Origin of the sequence: Bacillus sp. AL-1R, assembly GCF_052180195.1 — a bacterium.
GTDB lineage: Bacteria > Bacillota > Bacilli > Bacillales > Bacillaceae_G > Gottfriedia.
In genome coordinates this window covers 2,681,603-2,699,787 of the sequence record NZ_CP197469.1, presented here as the reverse complement: position 1 = coordinate 2,699,787, position 18,185 = coordinate 2,681,603, and the positions used below count along the sequence as shown (strand labels likewise).

General features: G+C 32.8%; 19 protein-coding genes and 1 riboswitch. Of the genes, 17 read left to right on the top strand and 2 right to left on the bottom strand.

Annotated elements, in window-relative coordinates; translation table 11 throughout:
• Window positions 1-45: 45 nt before the first annotated feature.
• The 8 genes from ACSBO6_RS12730 (at window position 46) to ACSBO6_RS12695 (ending at window position 6,798) form a co-directional block, all read left to right on the top strand.
• Window positions 46-969, top strand: coding sequence for a superoxide dismutase (locus tag ACSBO6_RS12730; protein WP_098845256.1), 924 nt, complete (start codon window positions 46-48; stop codon window positions 967-969).
• A 136-nt stretch (window positions 970-1,105) separates the two neighbouring features.
• The gene (locus tag ACSBO6_RS12725; protein WP_098845255.1) at window positions 1,106-2,260 is read left to right on the top strand and encodes a D-alanyl-D-alanine carboxypeptidase family protein; all 1,155 of its coding nucleotides are present in this window, start codon (window positions 1,106-1,108) and stop codon (window positions 2,258-2,260) included.
• Window positions 2,253-2,846 (top strand): nucleoside recognition domain-containing protein, encoded by a 594-nt coding sequence (locus ACSBO6_RS12720; RefSeq protein ID WP_098845254.1) that lies wholly within the window; start codon window positions 2,253-2,255, stop codon window positions 2,844-2,846. The genes ACSBO6_RS12725 and ACSBO6_RS12720 overlap by 8 nt, the downstream gene beginning before the upstream one ends.
• Window positions 2,847-3,377 (top strand): spore maturation protein, encoded by a 531-nt coding sequence (locus ACSBO6_RS12715; RefSeq protein ID WP_498843462.1) that lies wholly within the window; start codon window positions 2,847-2,849, stop codon window positions 3,375-3,377.
• Window positions 3,378-3,576: 199 nt separating this feature from the next.
• Entirely contained in the window at window positions 3,577-4,497 is a 921-nt protein-coding gene (locus tag ACSBO6_RS12710; protein WP_098845252.1) for a PLP-dependent cysteine synthase family protein, read from the top strand.
• A 3-nt stretch (window positions 4,498-4,500) separates the two neighbouring features.
• A complete protein-coding gene (locus ACSBO6_RS12705) occupies window positions 4,501-5,655 on the top strand; it encodes a bifunctional cystathionine gamma-lyase/homocysteine desulfhydrase (protein ID WP_098845251.1) in 1,155 nt (384 codons plus the stop codon).
• The gene (locus ACSBO6_RS12700; RefSeq protein WP_098845250.1) at window positions 5,656-6,297 is read left to right on the top strand and encodes a class I SAM-dependent DNA methyltransferase; all 642 of its coding nucleotides are present in this window, start codon (window positions 5,656-5,658) and stop codon (window positions 6,295-6,297) included. It begins immediately after the preceding gene.
• Between the two features lie 27 nt (window positions 6,298-6,324).
• A complete protein-coding gene (locus ACSBO6_RS12695; protein WP_098845249.1) occupies window positions 6,325-6,798 on the top strand; it encodes an S-ribosylhomocysteine lyase in 474 nt (157 codons plus the stop codon).
• A gap of 229 nt (window positions 6,799-7,027) precedes the next feature.
• On the opposite strand, the gene ACSBO6_RS12690 is transcribed toward ACSBO6_RS12695, so the two are convergent.
• Together ACSBO6_RS12690 and ACSBO6_RS12685 are read right to left on the bottom strand one after the other, a co-directional pair.
• Complete coding sequence (locus ACSBO6_RS12690; protein ID WP_098845248.1) at window positions 7,028-7,300, bottom strand: hypothetical protein; 273 nt, start codon at window positions 7,298-7,300, stop codon at window positions 7,028-7,030.
• A 66-nt stretch (window positions 7,301-7,366) separates the two neighbouring features.
• Window positions 7,367-7,645, bottom strand: coding sequence for a hypothetical protein (locus ACSBO6_RS12685; protein WP_098845247.1), 279 nt, complete (start codon window positions 7,643-7,645; stop codon window positions 7,367-7,369).
• Between the two features lie 242 nt (window positions 7,646-7,887).
• On the opposite strand from ACSBO6_RS12685, the gene rluB reads away from it, so the two are divergent.
• The 9 genes from rluB to ACSBO6_RS12640 all read left to right on the top strand — a co-directional run bounded on the left by rluB (window position 7,888) and on the right by ACSBO6_RS12640 (window position 18,176).
• Window positions 7,888-8,616: a 23S rRNA pseudouridine(2605) synthase RluB gene (rluB, locus tag ACSBO6_RS12680; protein WP_098845246.1), complete on the top strand. Its 729-nt coding sequence runs from the start codon at window positions 7,888-7,890 to the stop codon at window positions 8,614-8,616.
• A gap of 274 nt (window positions 8,617-8,890) precedes the next feature.
• Window positions 8,891-9,418, top strand: a complete 528-nt coding sequence (resA, locus tag ACSBO6_RS12675) for a thiol-disulfide oxidoreductase ResA (RefSeq protein WP_098845245.1) — start codon at window positions 8,891-8,893, stop codon at window positions 9,416-9,418.
• 28 nt (window positions 9,419-9,446) lie between these two features.
• Window positions 9,447-11,063, top strand: coding sequence for a cytochrome c biogenesis protein ResB (gene resB / locus ACSBO6_RS12670; protein ID WP_098845244.1), 1,617 nt, complete (start codon window positions 9,447-9,449; stop codon window positions 11,061-11,063).
• A gap of 20 nt (window positions 11,064-11,083) precedes the next feature.
• Window positions 11,084-12,250 carry a c-type cytochrome biogenesis protein CcsB gene (gene ccsB / locus ACSBO6_RS12665; RefSeq protein ID WP_498843461.1) on the top strand — a complete coding sequence of 389 codons (1,167 nt, stop codon included), beginning with the start codon at window positions 11,084-11,086 and terminating at the stop codon, window positions 12,248-12,250.
• Window positions 12,251-12,476: 226 nt separating this feature from the next.
• Window positions 12,477-13,196 (top strand): response regulator transcription factor, encoded by a 720-nt coding sequence (locus ACSBO6_RS12660; RefSeq protein ID WP_098845409.1) that lies wholly within the window; start codon window positions 12,477-12,479, stop codon window positions 13,194-13,196.
• On the top strand, window positions 13,196-14,980 hold the full coding sequence (locus tag ACSBO6_RS12655) for an ATP-binding protein (RefSeq protein WP_098845242.1): 1,785 nt from the start codon (window positions 13,196-13,198) through the stop codon (window positions 14,978-14,980). The genes ACSBO6_RS12660 and ACSBO6_RS12655 overlap by 1 nt, the downstream gene beginning before the upstream one ends.
• A 138-nt stretch (window positions 14,981-15,118) precedes the next feature.
• Window positions 15,119-15,292, top strand: a riboswitch (cobalamin riboswitch).
• A 124-nt stretch (window positions 15,293-15,416) separates the two neighbouring features.
• Window positions 15,417-16,376: an ABC transporter substrate-binding protein gene (locus ACSBO6_RS12650; protein WP_498843460.1), complete on the top strand. Its 960-nt coding sequence runs from the start codon at window positions 15,417-15,419 to the stop codon at window positions 16,374-16,376.
• Window positions 16,342-17,394, top strand: coding sequence for a FecCD family ABC transporter permease (locus ACSBO6_RS12645; RefSeq protein WP_098845240.1), 1,053 nt, complete (start codon window positions 16,342-16,344; stop codon window positions 17,392-17,394). The genes ACSBO6_RS12650 and ACSBO6_RS12645 overlap by 35 nt, the downstream gene beginning before the upstream one ends.
• Entirely contained in the window at window positions 17,391-18,176 is a 786-nt protein-coding gene (locus ACSBO6_RS12640; RefSeq protein ID WP_498843459.1) for an ABC transporter ATP-binding protein, read from the top strand. Before ACSBO6_RS12645 ends, ACSBO6_RS12640 begins: the two co-directional genes overlap by 4 nt.
• The last annotated feature ends 9 nt before the right edge of the window (window positions 18,177-18,185 follow it).

The following is an 18,185-nucleotide window of genomic DNA, read 5'->3' as shown; positions in this document are numbered from 1 at the left end:
AATGGAAAGTAGAAGAGAAATTTATTTCTCTGATGGAGGTGTATGATGTTAAATCAATCTGAACTCGTCACTTACTTTCAGGAGGTAGAAATCTGGTGTGCGAATGTATTACAGTTGCTGTCTGAAAGATTTGACCATATTCAAGAAAAAGAGCTATTAGAATATAAAGTAAAACTCTTACTTAACAGAATGGGGACAAAAGGTCATTATGTAGATCAAAATTCCTTTTTGGATGAAATTAGTACGGATGTAGACGATATACAAGAACGACTAATTTCGATTTTAAATGAAGAGGAATATGATGATAGCTATGCGTATCGGGCAATAGAAGTCGAAGAGAGGATAGAGGTTGGAAAGCATGAGCTTCCACCTTTACCATATCCATATAACGCACTCGAGCCGTATATTTCTAAAGAAATCATGATGTTGCACCATGATAAGCATCATAAAAGCTATGTAGATGGTTTAAATAAAGCCGAGATAGAATTAGAAAAAGCAAGGAAAAATAAGGATTATGATTTATTAAAGCATTGGGAACGAGAGCTTGCATTTCATGGGTCGGGTCATTATTTGCATACTATATTTTGGAATAATTTAAGTAAATCAGGTGGAGGGCAACCTTATGGAGCTCTTTTAAAACAAATTGAAGATGACTTTGGAAGTTATGAAGACTTTAAAGAGCATTTTACTCAAGCTGCTAAAAAAGTAGAAGGTGTCGGGTGGGCGATTTTAGTTTGGGTGCCAAGAGCGAATCGCTTGGAGATTCTTCAAACTGAAAAACATCAATTTTTTACACAATGGGATACAATTCCATTGCTAGTTTTGGACGTTTGGGAGCACGCTTATTATTTACAGTATAAATATAATAAAGACGCATACATTTCAAATTTTTGGAATATCGTTAATTGGCCTGATGTTAATTATCGATATAATTATGCTAGTCAATTAAAATGGCAACCCTTTTATTAATTGGCTAAAAATAGTAGGTGCTGGAATTGCTCAGGTTTTCATATCTGAACAAGTTCAGCACTTTTTTATTAAAAAAAGTCATTTTTTTATAATGTAATTCGTAAACTTGTACTAATTAGGACTAACTGTGGAGTTGATGCGAAAGATGAAAAAATGGCTAGTAGTTGGAATCATTGGCTTATTTTTAATCGGAATTCTTATTCCGACGAATAATGTTGAAGCATTTGGAGGAGTTAGTGCTAGAAATGCAGTTTTGATGGATCAAAAAACTGGACGAATTTTGTATGGTAAAGCAATGCATGACTCTGAAAGAATCGCCAGTATTACAAAAATAATGACTGCGATACTTGCTGTAGAATCCGGTAAAATGCAAAATACGATAACAATTAGTTCAAGAGCAGTCCAAACAGAAGGATCATCTATCTATTTAAAACCTGGTCAAAAAATTAAGCTAGAAGATCTTGTTTATGGCTTAATGCTTAGGTCTGGGAATGATGCGGCTAATGCAATTGCTGAGGCTGTTGGAGGTAGCATTGAAGGATTTGTTTATATGATGAACGAAAAAGCAAAAGAAATCGGAATGAGTAATACATATTTTAGCAATCCATCAGGACTTGATCAGCAAGGAAAAGAACATTACTCATCTGCTTATGATATGGCGTTATTAACAAGATACGCTATGCAAAATCCTAAATATGCAAAAATTGCTGGAACGAAAGTACACCGTGCCCCAAATACAGCAGAATCTTGGGATTATGTCTGGAAAAATAAAAACAAATTGCTTACTTATATGTACAAGTATAGTACTGGAGGTAAAACTGGGTTCACTAAAAAAGCAAAAAGAACACTTGTCTCAACTGCTTCAAAAAATGGAATGGATTTAATTGTTGTCACACTAAATGACGGGAAAGATTGGCAAGATCATATGTCATTATTCGAATACGGATTCAAAAACTATCCTTTAACAAAAGTATTAAGTAAAGGTGGAATTAAGGAAGTCACAAATAAAAAATATAAAGGACATGTTTATATGAAGAATGACTTCTCTTACCCGTTAGATAAAAATGAGCGTGATCAAGTTAGAATCACAATTGAAATGCAAAAGCCGACCGAGAAAAAAATTGCTAATGATGCCATTGTTGGTAAAGCGATTATCGAACTAGAGGGTGAACAAATTGGATTTAGAAATATTTTTTATAGTGAAAGTAAGGTAAAAGTATTTGCGAAAGAAATTATCCAAAATGGAAAACAAGTTCTATTAAACTTAATGGGAGAGCATTCCGATGGTTAATATCATTTGGGTTGCTCTTACAATAATTGGTTTTATTTTTGCGATGATTAATGGAACGATGGATGAAGTAAATAAAGCAGTTTTTGACGGAGGAAAGCAAGCGATTACCATTATTATTGGACTAGTTAGTGTACTTGTTTTTTGGCTAGGTTTAATGAAAATAGCAGAAGAATCAGGATTATTAAAAATACTTTCGAAATTGTTTCAACCATTTCTTTCATTTTTGTTTCCGAAAATTCCTAAAGACCATCCAGCACTTGGTTATATTATGTCAAATATGGTAGCCAATTTATTCGGTTTAGGAAATGCTGCTACTCCATTAGGGATCAAGGCGATGGAACAATTAAAAATATTAAATAGAAATAGTAATGAAGCAAGTGATGACATGATTACATTTTTAACTTTAAATACAAGTGCAATCACTTTAATTCCGACAACAGTCATAGGAGTTAGAATGTCTTATCATTCTTCAAATCCGACTGAAATAGTAGGTGTTACAATACTTGCACAAGTAGTTTCGTTTATTGGGGGACTCGCTGTAAATAGTTTTTTTGCAAGTAGGAGAAATCGAAAGGGGAGAAAATAAATGGGATATATGAATACAATCTCACTTTATATCATTCCATTTATTATCGCTGTCATTTTAATCCATGGAACTTGGAAAAAGGTGCCGACGTATGAATCTTTTGTAGAAGGTGGAAAAGAAGGTGTAACAATTGCAGTGCAATTAATTCCATTTTTAGTAGGTATGCTAGTATCCATCTCGATCTTTAGAGCATCTGGTGCCTTAGAGTTTTGTGTAGAGCTTATACGGCCGTTCTTAAGTTCACTAGGTATTCCTCCAGAAGTTTTTCCGCTAGCGATTATTCGACCTATATCTGGTTCAGCAGCTTTAGGTATTACTTCGGATTTAATTAAAACATATGGACCAGATTCATTTATCGGAAGATTGGCTTCAACGATGCAAGGTAGTACCGATACAACGTTATATGTTTTAACGGTGTATTTTGGAGCGGTAGGTATACGTAAAATGGGAGATGCATTAAAAGTAGGATTAATCGCAGATGCAATCAGTATTATTTTTTCGATCATCTTTGTGACGATGTTCTTTGCTTAACGAAAACCCATTCGATTAGAATTCATAAAAAAGTACTTTTATTTTAGGATAAAAGTACTTTTTTATTGCGCATTTAGGATTAATATCTTATAATACCAATAAGAATAGTTGGTATTAAGACAACATTCAATTTTACCCATGTTGCATATAATGGATTGGAAGAAACTAACCTTTTTGTGACATAAAGGAGCTTGAAAATATGAAAGTTGTAAAATCAGTACACGAGCTGATCGGATCAACACCTTTGCTTGAAATTACAACATTCCCTTTACCAAAAGGAACAAGACTATTTGCAAAGTTAGAATTCTGTAACCCAGGTGGAAGTGTTAAAGATCGACTTGGAATGGAATTAATAGAAAGTGCACTTAATGAAGGTAAATTAGAAAAAGGTGGTACGGTAATTGAACCAACCGCCGGAAATACAGGAATTGGTTTAGCACTAGCAGCGATAAAATATGGCGTAAATGTCCTATTTGTTGTTCCTGAAAAATTCAGTATTGAAAAACAAATGTTGATGAAAGCACTTGGAGCAAAGGTTGTGAACACGCCTACAGAAGATGGAATGACAGGTGCAATTAAAAAAGCAAATGAACTCTCAAACGAAATACCGAATTCATTTGTACCATCTCAATTTAGTAATGAGGCGAATCCAAGAACTTATTACAAAACATTAGGACCAGAGTTAGTTGACCAACTCGATGGAAAAATAGATGTATTTGTTGCTGGAGCTGGTAGTGGAGGAACATTTACTGGAACAGCTCAGTATTTAAAAGATAAATTACAAAATGTAAAAACAGTTATTGTTGAACCAGAAGGATCAATATTAAATGGCGGTAAGCCAGGTTCACATGATACAGAAGGAATTGGAATGGAATTCATTCCTGCCTTTGTCGATACAAACTTATTTGATGATATTCATACAGTACTTGATTCAGACGCATTTCGTTTAGTAAAAGAATTAGCAACGAAAGAAGGACTTTTAGTGGGAAGTTCCTCAGGAGCTGCGTTATATGCAAGTTTATTAGAAGCAAAAAAAGCAAAACCAGGGAGTACAATCGTAACGATTTTCCCAGATAGTAGTGAAAGATACTTAAGTAAAAACATATATAGTGAGGGATAAAATATGAAGAAAAAGACGGCGTTAATACACGGGGGAATTAGTAGAGATGAAACAACTGGTGCGGTTAGTGTTCCGATTTATCAAACTAGTACGTATAAACAAGATGCTGTTGGCAAACATAGAGGCTTTGAATATTCCAGAACAGGCAATCCGACACGACATGCTCTTGAAGAGTTAATGAAAGATATAGAGCACGGTGTTGCAGGGTTTGCATTTGCATCTGGAATGGCAGCTATTCATACTGTGTTTAGTTTATTCAAGACTGGTGACCATATCGTAGTTGGCGATGATGTTTACGGTGGTACTTACCGATTACTTACAAGAGTGTTATCAAATCTAGGCATAACAGCTACATTTGTTGATACAAGTAATATTACTTTAGTTGAAAATGTTATTTCACCTAATACAAAAGCTATTTTTATTGAGTCACCTAGTAACCCATTATTAAAAATTACCGATATTAAAGCAATTGCAAAACTTGCAAATGAATATGACTTATTAACGATTGTTGATAATACATTTGCTACTCCATACTGGCAACAACCACTTACATTAGGTGCTGATATTGTTGTTCATAGTGGAACTAAGTACCTTGGAGGACATAGTGACGTAGTAGCTGGGATTGTTGTAACAAATAAAGAAGAGCTAGCTGAAGATTTAGCGTTCTATCAAAACTCGATCGGTGGAGTTTTAGGACCAAACGATAGCTGGTTATTACAACGTGGAATTAAAACACTTGGAATAAGAATGGAAGAACATGAAAGAAATACACATGAAATTGTGACATTCTTATCGAATCATCCAAATGTTAATAAAGTATTTTATCCTGGATTATCGACGCATCCAAATCATGAATTAGCAAAACAACAAAGTAGTGGATTTGGTGGCATGCTTTCATTTGAATTAAAAGAAGGTTTAGATCCAGAAGAATTTGTAAGTAAATTAAAGTGGTTTACATTAGCTGAAAGTTTAGGAGCAGTTGAAAGTCTTGTAGGGATCCCTTCAAAAATGACGCATGCTTCAATACCAAGGGAAAAACGAATTGCATCTGGAATTTCTGATGAATTAATTCGATTATCTGTCGGTCTAGAAGATTTAGAAGATTTAATCGAAGACCTAGAACAAGCATTAATATTTCAAACATCAAAGGTGAGATAAATGGGTAGAGAGTTTTTAGATGTTTTTACTGGTTGGGCAGAAAGTTACGATTCCTTTGTTCAAGGACATGACCCAGAATATAAAGAAGCATTTCGACGTTATGATGAAATACTCAAAGAAATTGTTAATAGAAGTGGAAACAGCGTTCTTGAATTTGGAATTGGTACAGGAAATTTAACAAAGTTACTTCTTGATAAAGGAAAAACTGTATTTCCAATCGAGCCATCTCCTGAAATGAGAATTATTGCTCATAAGAAATTAGGGGAGAATATTACGATTCACGACGGAGACTTAATTGATTTTCCAAAACCACAAGCAAAGATCGATACAATTGTAAGTTCATACGTTTTTCATCATTTAACTGATCAAGAAAAATATGAAGCTATTAAAATATATAGCTCACTATTGGACACAAATGGAAAAATCGTATTTGCTGATACAATGTTTTTAACAGAAAAAGAATATAAGAATGAAATTACGAAGGCTGAAAATGCAAATTATATCAATCTAAGAGATGATTTAATTAGAGAATATTATCCATTAATTCCAGTTGTTCGTTCACATTTTGAAAAAAATGGATTTGAAGTGAAGTTCGAACAATATAATGATTTTGTATGGATCGTTGAAGCCACTAAAAAATAGAGAGAAGTAAATTAGGAGGAAATAAATATGCCGTCAGTTGAAAGTTTTGAATTAGATCACACAAAAGTTGTTGCTCCTTACGTTAGACATTGTGGTACACATGCAGTTGGTACAGACGGAGTAGTTACAAAATATGATATTCGTTTTTGCCAACCAAATAAGCAAGCTCTAAAACCAGATACAATTCACACGTTAGAACACTTATTAGCTTTGAACGTTCGTGAAGCAGTACCAGCTGGTGACCCATTTAAAATTATTGATTTATCACCTATGGGATGCCAAACAGGATTTTATTTAATAATTGCTGGTACTCCAACAATTTCAGAAGTAATCACATTATTACGTAAAACTGCCGAACTTGGACTACAAGTTGAAGAAGTACCTGCTGCAAATGAACTTCAATGCGGCCAAGCAAAACTTCATGATCTTGAAGGCGCAAAAAAATGGTTGAAATATTGGAGCGAGCAAACAGACGAAACATTGGAAAGCGTATTTGCATGATATTGAAAAACGTCATCTCATTGGATGACGTTTTTTTGTTGGAATAAGAAAAAATTGAAACGACACATTTCAATTAGAAAGATCGGATCTTGACCTAAGTAAAGCAGGCAGACAGTATAGGCTCTTGAATGTTCCTAAAATCATTTTTCAAATGAATAAAAAAACGTCATCCAAATTTTGATGGCGTTTTTGGATAAGCTAAATGAATGTTTAGTAGTTAAATAAAACCTTAATTGATCACAAGAAGTAATTTTTCTTTTGGTACAGTGAATTTAATTTCTCCGATATTTTCTTCAATATCTTCAATTGTTGGAAGATCATCAAAGCTTTGAATTGAAATGGCATCATCTAGGCACAATAAAATATAAGGGAAATTAGTTTCTGTAGAGTCATAGATTAATTTGTATGCTTTTGAAGGTTTATCAGAAGTGAAAAATACATCGCCTAATTTAAACGAACCAACTGAATTATATTTTACTGCTGGATTAAAAGAATAATTCATATAGTAAGCTCCTTTTTCATTTTATGATTAAATTATTGACAGGTTTGAAATAGATTAAACAGCAAACTAGTAATTTGCTTGAATTGTAATTGATAGTTTGTTTTTTTGAGTTACCATTGTGACTTCACCAACCCAATCTTCAATATCGCCTAACGTTGGCATAATGTCATAATTTTGGACTAGTCTTGCATCAGTTAATGAGACAAGGACATATGGAAAATCGTCCTCATTTTCTTCATAGACAAGCATATAGATTGTTTCATTCTTTTTAGTAATAAGGACACTACCTGGTGTAATAATTTTCGAACGGTCAAATGCTGAGGAGTGTTTTAATGTTAAATTCATTTTATTACCTCATTTCTGCAAATCTAGTAAAATATATGATAGATTTCCAAAAAATATGATATTTCAAATAGGAATAGCAATGAGGGATTTATGGGAATAATTTCGTAATAGGCATGACTTGAAAAATGGAATTAACGATTAGAAGCGGTGTTTAACTCACTTTATTCACAAAAAACCTTGTAGCTGCCACTTGTTTTCAATTGTATTAATCTGTATGATGGTTGAAGAGGTGAAATGATCGAATGGAAAGATTACAGAAGGTTATTGCTAGAGCGGGAATTGCTTCTCGTCGTAAAGCAGAAGAATTAATTAAAGAAGGTAAAGTGAAAGTAAACGGTCAAGTAGTTACTGAGTTAGGTGTAAAAGTAAGTGGTAATGATCGTGTTGAAGTTGAAGAGATTCCGATTGATAAAGAAGAACCAGTTTACTTCCTTTTATATAAACCATCAGGTGTAATATCAAGTGTTTCAGATGATAAAGGTAGAAAAGTTGTAACAGACTTTTTTCCAATGATTAAACAAAGGATTTATCCGATTGGTCGATTGGATTTTGATACTTCAGGTATCATCCTATTAACGAATGATGGAGAATTTTCAAATCTACTACAACATCCAAAATATGAAATAGACAAAGAATATATTGCAAAAGTAAAAGGTATTCCAACTAAAGAGCAGTTACGTAAATTAGAAAGAGGAATTGTGCTTGAGGATGGGAAAACGGCTCCAGCTCAAGTTAAAATGATTTCACTTGATAAAAGCAAGAATACTGCAATTGTAAGACTGATCATTCATGAAGGAAGAAACCGTCAAGTCAAGAGAATGCTTGAGGCGATTGGTACTCCGGTTATGAAGTTAAAACGCGAACGATATGCGTTTTTAGATTTGAGTGGATTAACTCCTGGTGATGCAAGAGAACTATCACCTCATGAAGTGAAAAAACTAAGAGCAATGGCTTCAGCAAAGCCTCGCTAATGATCAGTCAGACTGTCAAACACTGCTTTCTTATTTAGTTACCTACCTTAGCAGTATTTAAGTATAATCTGGTTAACATTTTAGAAAATGGTTTTATACAGTCTGATATCTTCATTTTTCACTAAAACTCGGTAAATACCGAGTTTTTTCTTTGCTTTAAACATTTAATAGTTCGGAGTAAAAGATTGAAAATTTAGTCTTTTTTGAAACATATCAAATTTCTATTCAAGAATAGGAAATAATGATATTCTATCATATGGGAGGAACTGTATATATGAAGAAAAATAGAACGTTAATTCGAACAATGATCCTATTAGTTTTGGTTTGTGCAATTGGTTATACTTTTTACATAAATTTCTTTAAGAAAGATGAAGTTATTACTAAAGGAAGTAAGGCACCAAACTTTGCTATGACGGAGCTGAATACTGGTAAAAAATATACCCTTTCAAGTGAAAAGGGAAAAGGTGTAATTGTTAATTTTTGGGGTACTTGGTGTGAACCATGTAAGCGAGAAATGCCATTTATGAATGAAATCTATTCGAAATATAAAGGAGAAGGTATCGAATTACTTGCAATGAACGCAGATGAATCGAAATTTTCAGTCGAAAGATTTGTAAGCGATTATAAACTTAATTTTCCAGTTGGAATAGATAAAGATCAAGAGGTTTTAAATACATATGGTGTTAACCCTTTACCAACTACGTTTTTTGTAAGTCCAGACGGGACTATAAAGAGAATTGTAACTGGTCAAATGACACCAACTTCTTTTGAAAATTATATTAAAGAAATATTACCAAAATGATGAGTGTACATTAGTAAGGGGAAATAAAATGGAGACTTTTAAATGTGAATGTGGTCATCTTAATCATGTAGGTACTGTTATATGTGAGTCATGTGGAAAACCTCAAGATGAAAATGGTACTGAATTACTTGATATGCGCTATGAAGGGACTGCTAGAAGATCAATTGTTAATAATCAAACTTTTATAGATAAAATATGGACGTTTTTTTCATCAGTAAAAGTAGCGGTTGTGATCATTTTAATTACGCTAGTAGCAGCAGCATTAGGTACTATATTTCCGCAAAGAGATCTACTACCACCTACTGCGAATCCAGCAACGTATTATCAAGATGAATATGGAATCTTCGGTAAAATATACGATGCAATCGGTTTGGATAATACATTTAACTCGTGGTGGTTCATGTTACTTGTTGCATCGATTGGGATCTCACTAGTAATTTGTAGTTTAGATCGAATATTACCACTCTACAAAGCTCTAAACAAACAAACTGTTACAAGACATCCAAACTTTTTAAAAAGACAAAAGATGTTCGGAATTAGTAGAGTTGATCATATTCCAAACGAAATAGAAAAAGCTAAAGTTAATTTACAAAAAAGAGGTTATAAAATTCGTGAAGAAAACGGCAATATCTTAGCTGAAAAAGGTCGTTTCTCTCGTTGGGGTCCATATGTAAACCATATTGGGTTAATTATCTTCCTTATTGGAGTAATGATGAGATATGTACCAGGTATGTATATGGATAAGGCCCTTTGGGTTCAAGAAGGTGAATTAAAACCTATCGTTGGTACAAACCAAAACTACTATCTTAAATTAAATGATTTCCATATGGAAACCTATGATAAAGATAAAGAAGGTAAAGTTTATAAAAAAGCGATTGAGCGCTTTGGAAATGATAAAATCCCAAAAAACTATCAAGCTGATGTTACGTTATTTAAACGTGAAGGGAATTTAATACCAGGGGAAGATCCAAAACTTAAAAAAGTAAAAGATTATAGTATTAAAGTCAATGAACCGCTAAAATTCCAACATTTCGCTTTATATCAAGTAGATTATCGGATTGGTGAATTTAGTGCATTTTTATTTACATTACAAAATAAACAAACAGGTGAAAAATTAGGACCAATAACAGTAGATTTACAAAATCCTAAAGAAGTATATGACTTGAAAAATGGATATAAAGTAGAACTAAAAAATTATTTTCCAGATTTCTATTTTAACTCTGATGGTCAACCTGATACAAAAACAAGAAAACCAAATAATCCAGCGTTTGTATTTAAAATGACAACTCCAAAAACACCAAAAGGTGAAGTAGCATTTGTTGCGATTAAACAAAATATTGAACCAAATGGCGAAAACAAATATAAAATGTCATTTGCAGGTATTGAAACGAAAGATTCAACCGGTTTAACAGTACGTAAAGATTTAACTCTTTGGTTACTTGGAATTGGAGGAGCAATCTTTATGATCGGTGTAATTCAAGGTATGTATTGGTATCACCGACGAGTTTGGATCCAGAATCAAGATGGGGAAGTTTGGGTTGCGGCATTTACAAATAAAAACTATTATGGTTTAAAGATGGAATTAAAGAAAGTGTTTAAAGACACAAAAATAGAATTGCCTATTGATCAACAAGCAAAAGAATAGTGTTTAATTAGGGGGAAAATATGTACGAGCTAAGTAGTAATTTTTTATTTATCGCGTTTATTTGTTATGTAGTAGCTACTTTCTTTTTTGGTGGCTCGATGAAAACAAATGATAATGGTCCTAATAGATGGGGGACAATTGGTATTACGATTACTATCATTGGATTCTTATCACAAATTACTTATTTCATTTTAAGATGGATTGCTGCTGGACATGCACCTGTAAGTAATCTATTTGAATTTATTACATTCTTTGGAATGATGTTGATTTTTGCGTTTATCTTGATTTATTTTATGTATCGCTTAAATATAATCGGCTTATTCGCATTGCCTTTGTCGATTATTATCATTGCATATGCATCAGTATTTCCGCATGAAGTAAAACCATTGGTTCCATCATTAAAAAGCTATTGGTTACATATTCATGTAACGACAGCAGCTTTAGGGGAAGCTATTTTAGCGATTAGCTTTATTACAGGGCTAATTTATTTAATTAAAAATATCGATCAAAAAGTATCAACAAAGAAAACATTTTGGTTAGAAGCGGTATTATATTTCTTAGTAACTGTTGTTGGTTTCGTCGTCATTTCAACAGCTTTTACTGCATCTGGATATGAAGCAAAATATAATTGGATTAATAAAGAAAAAGTACAAGAAGAAATGGTTTATAATCTTCCATCACTTGTTGGCCCACATAAAGGTGAATTGACTACAAAGGATCGATTCGAAGCACTTGCAGAAATGCCAGCTATGGTTAATGCTAAAAAATTAAACACGGTTATTTGGTCAATTTTTGCTGGAGCAGCATTATATGCAATCATCCGTTTAATTTTAAGAAAACGAATTGGTGCATTTTTACAGCCATTTGTACAAAAAGTTGATAGTGAATTATTAGACGAAATCGGATATCGTGCTGTAGCAATTGGTTTTCCGGTATTTACACTTGGGGGACTAATCTTTGCTATGATTTGGGCTCAAATTGCTTGGACAAAGTTTTGGAGCTGGGACCCAAAAGAAGATTGGGCATTAATAACATGGTTATTTTATGCAGTGTTTCTACATCTTCGTTTCAAACGTAACTGGCAAGGTGAAAAATCTGCTTGGTTAGCCGTAATTGGATTTGCGATTATTATGTTTAACTTAATTGCAGTTAATTTAATCATTGCCGGCTTACACTCTTATGCTTAATAATAAAAAGCCCTGTAAAGGAATCAATCTTCCTTTACAGGGCTTTTTTACTAGATAATTTTTTACCCACATGATTATTCTTTAAAAACGTGTACACTTGCTAATTAGTTTTTTTTTACTATTTTATGGAAATAATAAATTCTAAGAATTATGTAAAAATGTTCACAAATTATACTAGAATATACAATTTTTATTATGTAAAATTATGAAGAGGGGGTTAAAAATGATGGACCAAAATATAAAAATATTAATAGCAGATGATGAAGATCGTATTAGACGATTATTAAAAATGTATTTAGAACGTGATGGATACTCTATTGATGAAGCTGAAAATGGTGAAGAGGCTTTAAACTTAGCATTGAAGAATGAATATTCCTTAATCGTATTAGATTTGATGATGCCTAAAATTGACGGAATTGAAGTTTGTAGGGAATTACGAAAAACAAAAACAACACCTGTGATCATGTTAACGGCAAAAGGTGAAGAAACAAATCGAGTACAAGGTTTTGAAGTAGGTACAGATGATTATATCGTAAAACCATTTAGTCCGCGTGAAGTAGTGCTTCGAGTAAAAGCTCTATTAAGACGTTCTGCACCTGTACCAGTATTTACTTCTGACAATACCTCTGCGAAAGATCTCGTTGTGTTCCCACATCTAACGATTGACAATGACGCTCATAAAGTAATTGTTGAAGGGGAAGAAATCAGTTTAACACCAAAAGAATACGAACTATTGTTGTTTTTAGCTAAGGCACCAGACAAAGTATTTGATCGTGAAACATTATTAAAATCAGTTTGGCAATATGATTTTTTCGGAGATTTACGTACGGTAGACACACATGTAAAACGACTGCGAGAAAAGCTAAGTAAAAGCTCAGAGGAAGCTGCAAAAATGATCGTCACCGTTTGGGGTGTAGGGTATAAATTTGAAGTAGGTCAGGAGTAATGATTGTAAGAAGTTTAGTTGGAAAGCTTTGGCTAACAATTATCTTACTAGTTTCGCTTGTATTATCTTTCTTGACCTTTGTCTTAATTGGGTTTTTTGAAAAATTTTATATTGACCTTCAAGTACAAAATATGAAAGATGATGCCACAAAAATTGCACAGTTAATAGAAAATGGTCAACCACTCTCAAATATTGAGTATTTGTCAAATAATATTGTTAGTAGATATTCCAGAGTAATTATTTCAATAGAAGGGCAAGAGCCATGGTATTCAAATAACACATATGGTATTTTGGAGCTACCTTTTAAAGAAATAAAAAATGATCAAACCTTAAATAAAACGTTAACTGAGCACAAAGAGGTTAGTAAAAGACTTGTTTATGGTGAAAATAGTGAGAGAGAAAAATTAGTAGTTGGTGTTCCAATCTATGCTAACTCAAAAAATGGAGCAGTGTTTATGTACCAAACATTGCAACCTGTAACTGTGATGATTCACCAAACGACTAATTTCGTCTTGCTTGCAGCATCGATCGGAATCGTATTAACAACATTTTTCTCATTCTTTCTTTCTTCAAAAATTACAGCACCTCTTAGAAAGATGAAAGAAGTTGTAAGTAGTATGACTTCAGGAAATTTTAATGTGAAAGTGCCAATCCATTCGAGTGATGAAATTGGAGAGCTTGCGTATTCATTTAATAAAATGAGCAAACAATTAAACTTTAATATGAATGCATTAAAACAAGAGAAGGAGAAGGTTTCTAATATTATTACAAGTATGGTAGACGGTGTCATTTCGATTGATAAAGAAGGTCAGATTGTAACTTCAAATCCACCAGCTGAACGCTTTTTGAAAATGCTTAATGATGATTATTTAGAAGAAAACTCTTCACTTGTTTTAACGAAGGAGCTATTAGATTTATTTGTATTAGTAGTTGAAAGTGAGAAAAAGCAATTTATTGAATTAAATTTCGATCAAGGCAATTGGCAAGTTTTAATGTCTCCTCTATATAACCAAAAAAATATAAGAGGCGTTGTAGCGGTAATTCGAGATGTTACAGAGCAAAGACGTTTAGAAAAAATGAGAAAAGACTTTATAGCGCATGTTTCTCATGAACTACGGACACCTATTTCTTTATTACAAGGTTATAGCGAAGCGATTGTTGATGGTGTAGCTGAATCCAAAGAGGAAATGCAAGATTTGTCTCAAATCATTTATGATGAGTCACTTAGAATGGGTCGATTAGTAAATGATTTGTTAGATTTAGCAAGAATGGAGAACGGTTTTACTGAATTAAATAGAGAGTCTGTTCCTTTAGTCCAATTTGTAGATCGTATTTTACGTAAGTTTAAAGGATTAGCAAAGGAAAAGAATATTAAACTATTTGGTGAAATCGATAACATTCCACATTTAAATATCTACATAGATGAAGATCGAATGGAACAGGTTTTTACAAATTTAATCGATAATGCAATAAGACATACAAATGAAAATGGAAGAATCATTGTTTCTGTAAATCAAAATGAAAGATCAACTACATTTAATTTTATTGATTCAGGTGCAGGGATTTCAAAAGAAGATTTACCATTTGTATTTGAACGTTTTTATAAAGCGGATAAAGCGCGTACTAGAGGTAGAAGTGGAACGGGTTTAGGCTTAGCAATCGTTAAAAATATTGTAACAGCACATGGTGGATCTATTCAGGTCTATAGTGAAGTAGGACAGGGAACGACATTTAAAGTTAAAATACCGCATAATTTACGAATGAACGAAAAAGATGTAGAGTAATCTTGTTTCATATAAAACAATTTTTAAAACTATTTAGTGACGAATTACCTTCAGGAATACAACAAAAGATTAGGGATTAACAAAACAAATAAATAAAGTAATTGAATTCTTACCCAATTTATTTTACGATTGAATAAATGAATGATTGATGAGTTTAGTGCAAGTATTGCTTAAAAGGGAATCTGGTAGAATCCAGAACTGTCCCCGCAACTGTAATGTGGACGAAACGAATAACCACTGTTCTTTTTAGAATGGGAAGGTCGGAGTAGGTTGAAACAAAGTCAGTAGACCTGCTAAATTCATCCTTGTTCAATTCTTCGGGGAGTAAGAATTTGAAGCAGCAGTTGCAAGACTTCTTGTATATATTTGTTGTTTCAGCCCCGTTCAAAATGAATGGGGTTTTTTTATGCTTTCCAATTATATTAGGAGGATTTATATGAAAAAGGTTTTATCTAGTTTGATCATTATGTTTTTGTGTTTAGGATTATTTGGTTGTAATACCGATACGACACAAAAAAAATCGAATGTACATAAGAGTGAACAAGCAACTTTTCCAATGACTGTAAAAGATGCAACGAATAAAGAAATTAGTTTTAAAGAAGCACCTAAAAGAATCGTATCACTTATTCCGAGTAATACGGAAATCTTGTTTTCTATTGGTGATGGCAAAAATGTAGTCGGTGTAACGGATTTTGACAATTATCCAAAAGAAGTAAAATCAATAGATAAAGTTGGCGGAAGTAATGCCGATATGACATATAATGTTGAAAAGATTATTTCATTAAAACCTGATTTAGTTTTAGCACATGAATCAAGTTTAGGAATTTCTGCTGACGGCATAGAACAGATAAAACAAGCGGGGATTAATGTTTTTGTCGTGAAAAATGCTGCAACTATTAATGATGTGTATGATACGATTCAACAAGTTGGACTAATAACAGGAAAAACAGAGCAATCGAAAAAGGTTGTAACTGATATGAAAACAAAATTAGATGAAATTAGTAAAAAAACAGCTAAAGCAAATTCAAATCCAAAGGTTTGGCTTGAAATATCAGGACCACCAGAAATATATACAGCAGGTAAAGGTACATTCCTTGATGAAATGATTTCAATTGTTCATGCTAAAAACATAGCTGAAAGCGAAAAAGGATGGGTACTGTATAGTGAAGAATCAGCGATTAAAGCCAATCCTGATGTGATTTTAACAACTTACGGAGATTACGCTCCAAACTTAGAAAAAACGATAATGAATAGAAAAAACTGGAAAACAGTAAATGCCATTAAAAATAAACGTGTTTATGACATAAATGCAGATACAACATCAAGACCAGGTCCAAGACTTGCAGAGGGAGTCGAAGCAATTGCAAAGGCGGTTTACCCAGAGCTTTTTAAATAATACATATTTAATTTTTTTAATTCCAATTATTTTATTAATTTTTTTATTTATTTTAGGGGTTTCGATCGGATCTACATCGATTCCCTTTTCCTCTATCATTTCTAGCTTTTCAGATGTTCTATTTAAAACTAATTATGTTCCAGCAGATATACAAACTATTGTGATGAATATACGAGTGCCAAGGGTTATGTTAGCTGGATTAGTCGGTGCGAGCCTTTCATTGGCAGGTGTTGCATTTCAAGGAATCCTTAAAAATCCATTAGCTGATCCTTTTACATTGGGGGTTTCTTCAGGAGCCTCTGTTGGAGCGGTGGTGGTTTTGTTTTTTCAAATAAGCTTACCTATTGTAACTTATTTTACATTACCAGTAGTGAGTATATTATTTGGATTTGGTACACTTATTTTATTATTAGTATTTGTTAGAAAACTAGATCGTTCTCTAAATGTTGAGACAATTATATTAGGTGGTATTATAATCAGTTCATTTTGTTCTGCATTATTGTCATTATTTATAACGTTTTCAAATAATGAGCTACGTGCAGTAATAGGGTGGTTAATGGGCAATATTGGTGGGAGAGGCATTCAGTACTCTCTAAGTTTATTACCGTTTTTAATGATTTCTTTCTTAATTTTATTTAGTCAAAATAGGCAGCTAGATGCGATGACATTTGGTAGCACAAATGCAAAACATATCGGAATTGATGTGAAAAAATCCACTTATTTAATTTTGTTAACTGGAAGTATTTTATCTGGTGCAGCAGTGGCTGTTTCCGGAACAATCGGATTTGTAGGATTAGTAGTTCCTCATTTTACTAGAACACTTGTAGGACCATTGCATAAAAAATTACTACCTTTATCAATGATCAATGGTGCAATCTTTTTAATCGCCTCTGACATATTATCGAGAGTTGTTTTAGCCCCAAGAGAGTTACCAATCGGGGTAATTACTTCTTTAATTGGTGCTCCAATATTTGCTTTTATATTACTATCTTTGAAAAGAAATAGGGGAAAAGTATGATCAAATGTCAAGATATCTCATATTCATATGATGGAATTCATACTGATTTGAATTCGCTGTCATATTCTATTAATCAGGGAGAATGGCTAGGAATTATTGGCCCAAATGGGAGTGGGAAGTCCACGTTTTTAAATATTCTTTGTGGACTTTTTAAGCCGTCTAAAGGAAATGTCATGTTGGATGGAGAATTTATTTCTAGTATGTCTAATAAACAAATAGCAAAAAAAATTGCTGTTTTATCCCAACAAAATTCCTATACTTATTCTTATGAGGTAAAAGAAACAGTAAAACTTGGACGCCTTGCGCATTCGTCTTCCTTTTTTCCTAGTTGGTCCACAATTGATGAAACTGCGGTCAATCATGCAATGTTGATGACTGGTACTAAGAAAATGGAAAAAAGTTTTATCAATGAAATCAGTGGTGGTGAACGGCAAAGAGTATTTCTTGCTCAATGCTTTGCTCAAGAGACACCATATATTTTTTTAGACGAACCAAGTAACCATTTAGATTTAATGCATACTATAAAAATTTTAGACGTGTTAAAGGAATTACAAAAAAAAGAGAATAAAACGATTGTAACTGTTTTTCATGACTTAAATTTAGCAAGCCTATACTGTGATCGATTAATAGGATTAAAGGATGGTAAAATTTATATCGAAGGAAAAACAGACAAAGTTTTAAATGAAAGTTTATTAAAAGGTTTATATGACACATCTTTTCAAATTATAGATAATCCAGAAACAAATAAAAAGGTCATTATATATAAAAGTAATGTATTGTAAATTGAAAAA

Coding starts and splice junctions, on each gene's coding strand:
- ACSBO6_RS12730 (WP_098845256.1), top strand. CDS start 46: ATGTTAAATCAATCTGAACTCGTCACTTACTTTCAGGAGGTAGAAATC.
- ACSBO6_RS12725 (WP_098845255.1), top strand. CDS start 1,106: ATGCGAAAGATGAAAAAATGGCTAGTAGTTGGAATCATTGGCTTATTT.
- ACSBO6_RS12720 (WP_098845254.1), top strand. CDS start 2,253: ATGGTTAATATCATTTGGGTTGCTCTTACAATAATTGGTTTTATTTTT.
- ACSBO6_RS12715 (WP_498843462.1), top strand. CDS start 2,847: ATGGGATATATGAATACAATCTCACTTTATATCATTCCATTTATTATC.
- ACSBO6_RS12710 (WP_098845252.1), top strand. CDS start 3,577: ATGAAAGTTGTAAAATCAGTACACGAGCTGATCGGATCAACACCTTTG.
- ACSBO6_RS12705 (WP_098845251.1), top strand. CDS start 4,501: ATGAAGAAAAAGACGGCGTTAATACACGGGGGAATTAGTAGAGATGAA.
- ACSBO6_RS12700 (WP_098845250.1), top strand. CDS start 5,656: ATGGGTAGAGAGTTTTTAGATGTTTTTACTGGTTGGGCAGAAAGTTAC.
- ACSBO6_RS12695 (WP_098845249.1), top strand. CDS start 6,325: ATGCCGTCAGTTGAAAGTTTTGAATTAGATCACACAAAAGTTGTTGCT.
- ACSBO6_RS12690 (WP_098845248.1), bottom strand. CDS start 7,300: ATGAATTATTCTTTTAATCCAGCAGTAAAATATAATTCAGTTGGTTCG.
- ACSBO6_RS12685 (WP_098845247.1), bottom strand. CDS start 7,645: ATGAATTTAACATTAAAACACTCCTCAGCATTTGACCGTTCGAAAATT.
- rluB (WP_098845246.1), top strand. CDS start 7,888: ATGGAAAGATTACAGAAGGTTATTGCTAGAGCGGGAATTGCTTCTCGT.
- resA (WP_098845245.1), top strand. CDS start 8,891: ATGAAGAAAAATAGAACGTTAATTCGAACAATGATCCTATTAGTTTTG.
- resB (WP_098845244.1), top strand. CDS start 9,447: ATGGAGACTTTTAAATGTGAATGTGGTCATCTTAATCATGTAGGTACT.
- ccsB (WP_498843461.1), top strand. CDS start 11,084: ATGTACGAGCTAAGTAGTAATTTTTTATTTATCGCGTTTATTTGTTAT.
- ACSBO6_RS12660 (WP_098845409.1), top strand. CDS start 12,477: ATGGACCAAAATATAAAAATATTAATAGCAGATGATGAAGATCGTATT.
- ACSBO6_RS12655 (WP_098845242.1), top strand. CDS start 13,196: ATGATTGTAAGAAGTTTAGTTGGAAAGCTTTGGCTAACAATTATCTTA.
- ACSBO6_RS12650 (WP_498843460.1), top strand. CDS start 15,417: ATGAAAAAGGTTTTATCTAGTTTGATCATTATGTTTTTGTGTTTAGGA.
- ACSBO6_RS12640 (WP_498843459.1), top strand. CDS start 17,391: ATGATCAAATGTCAAGATATCTCATATTCATATGATGGAATTCATACT.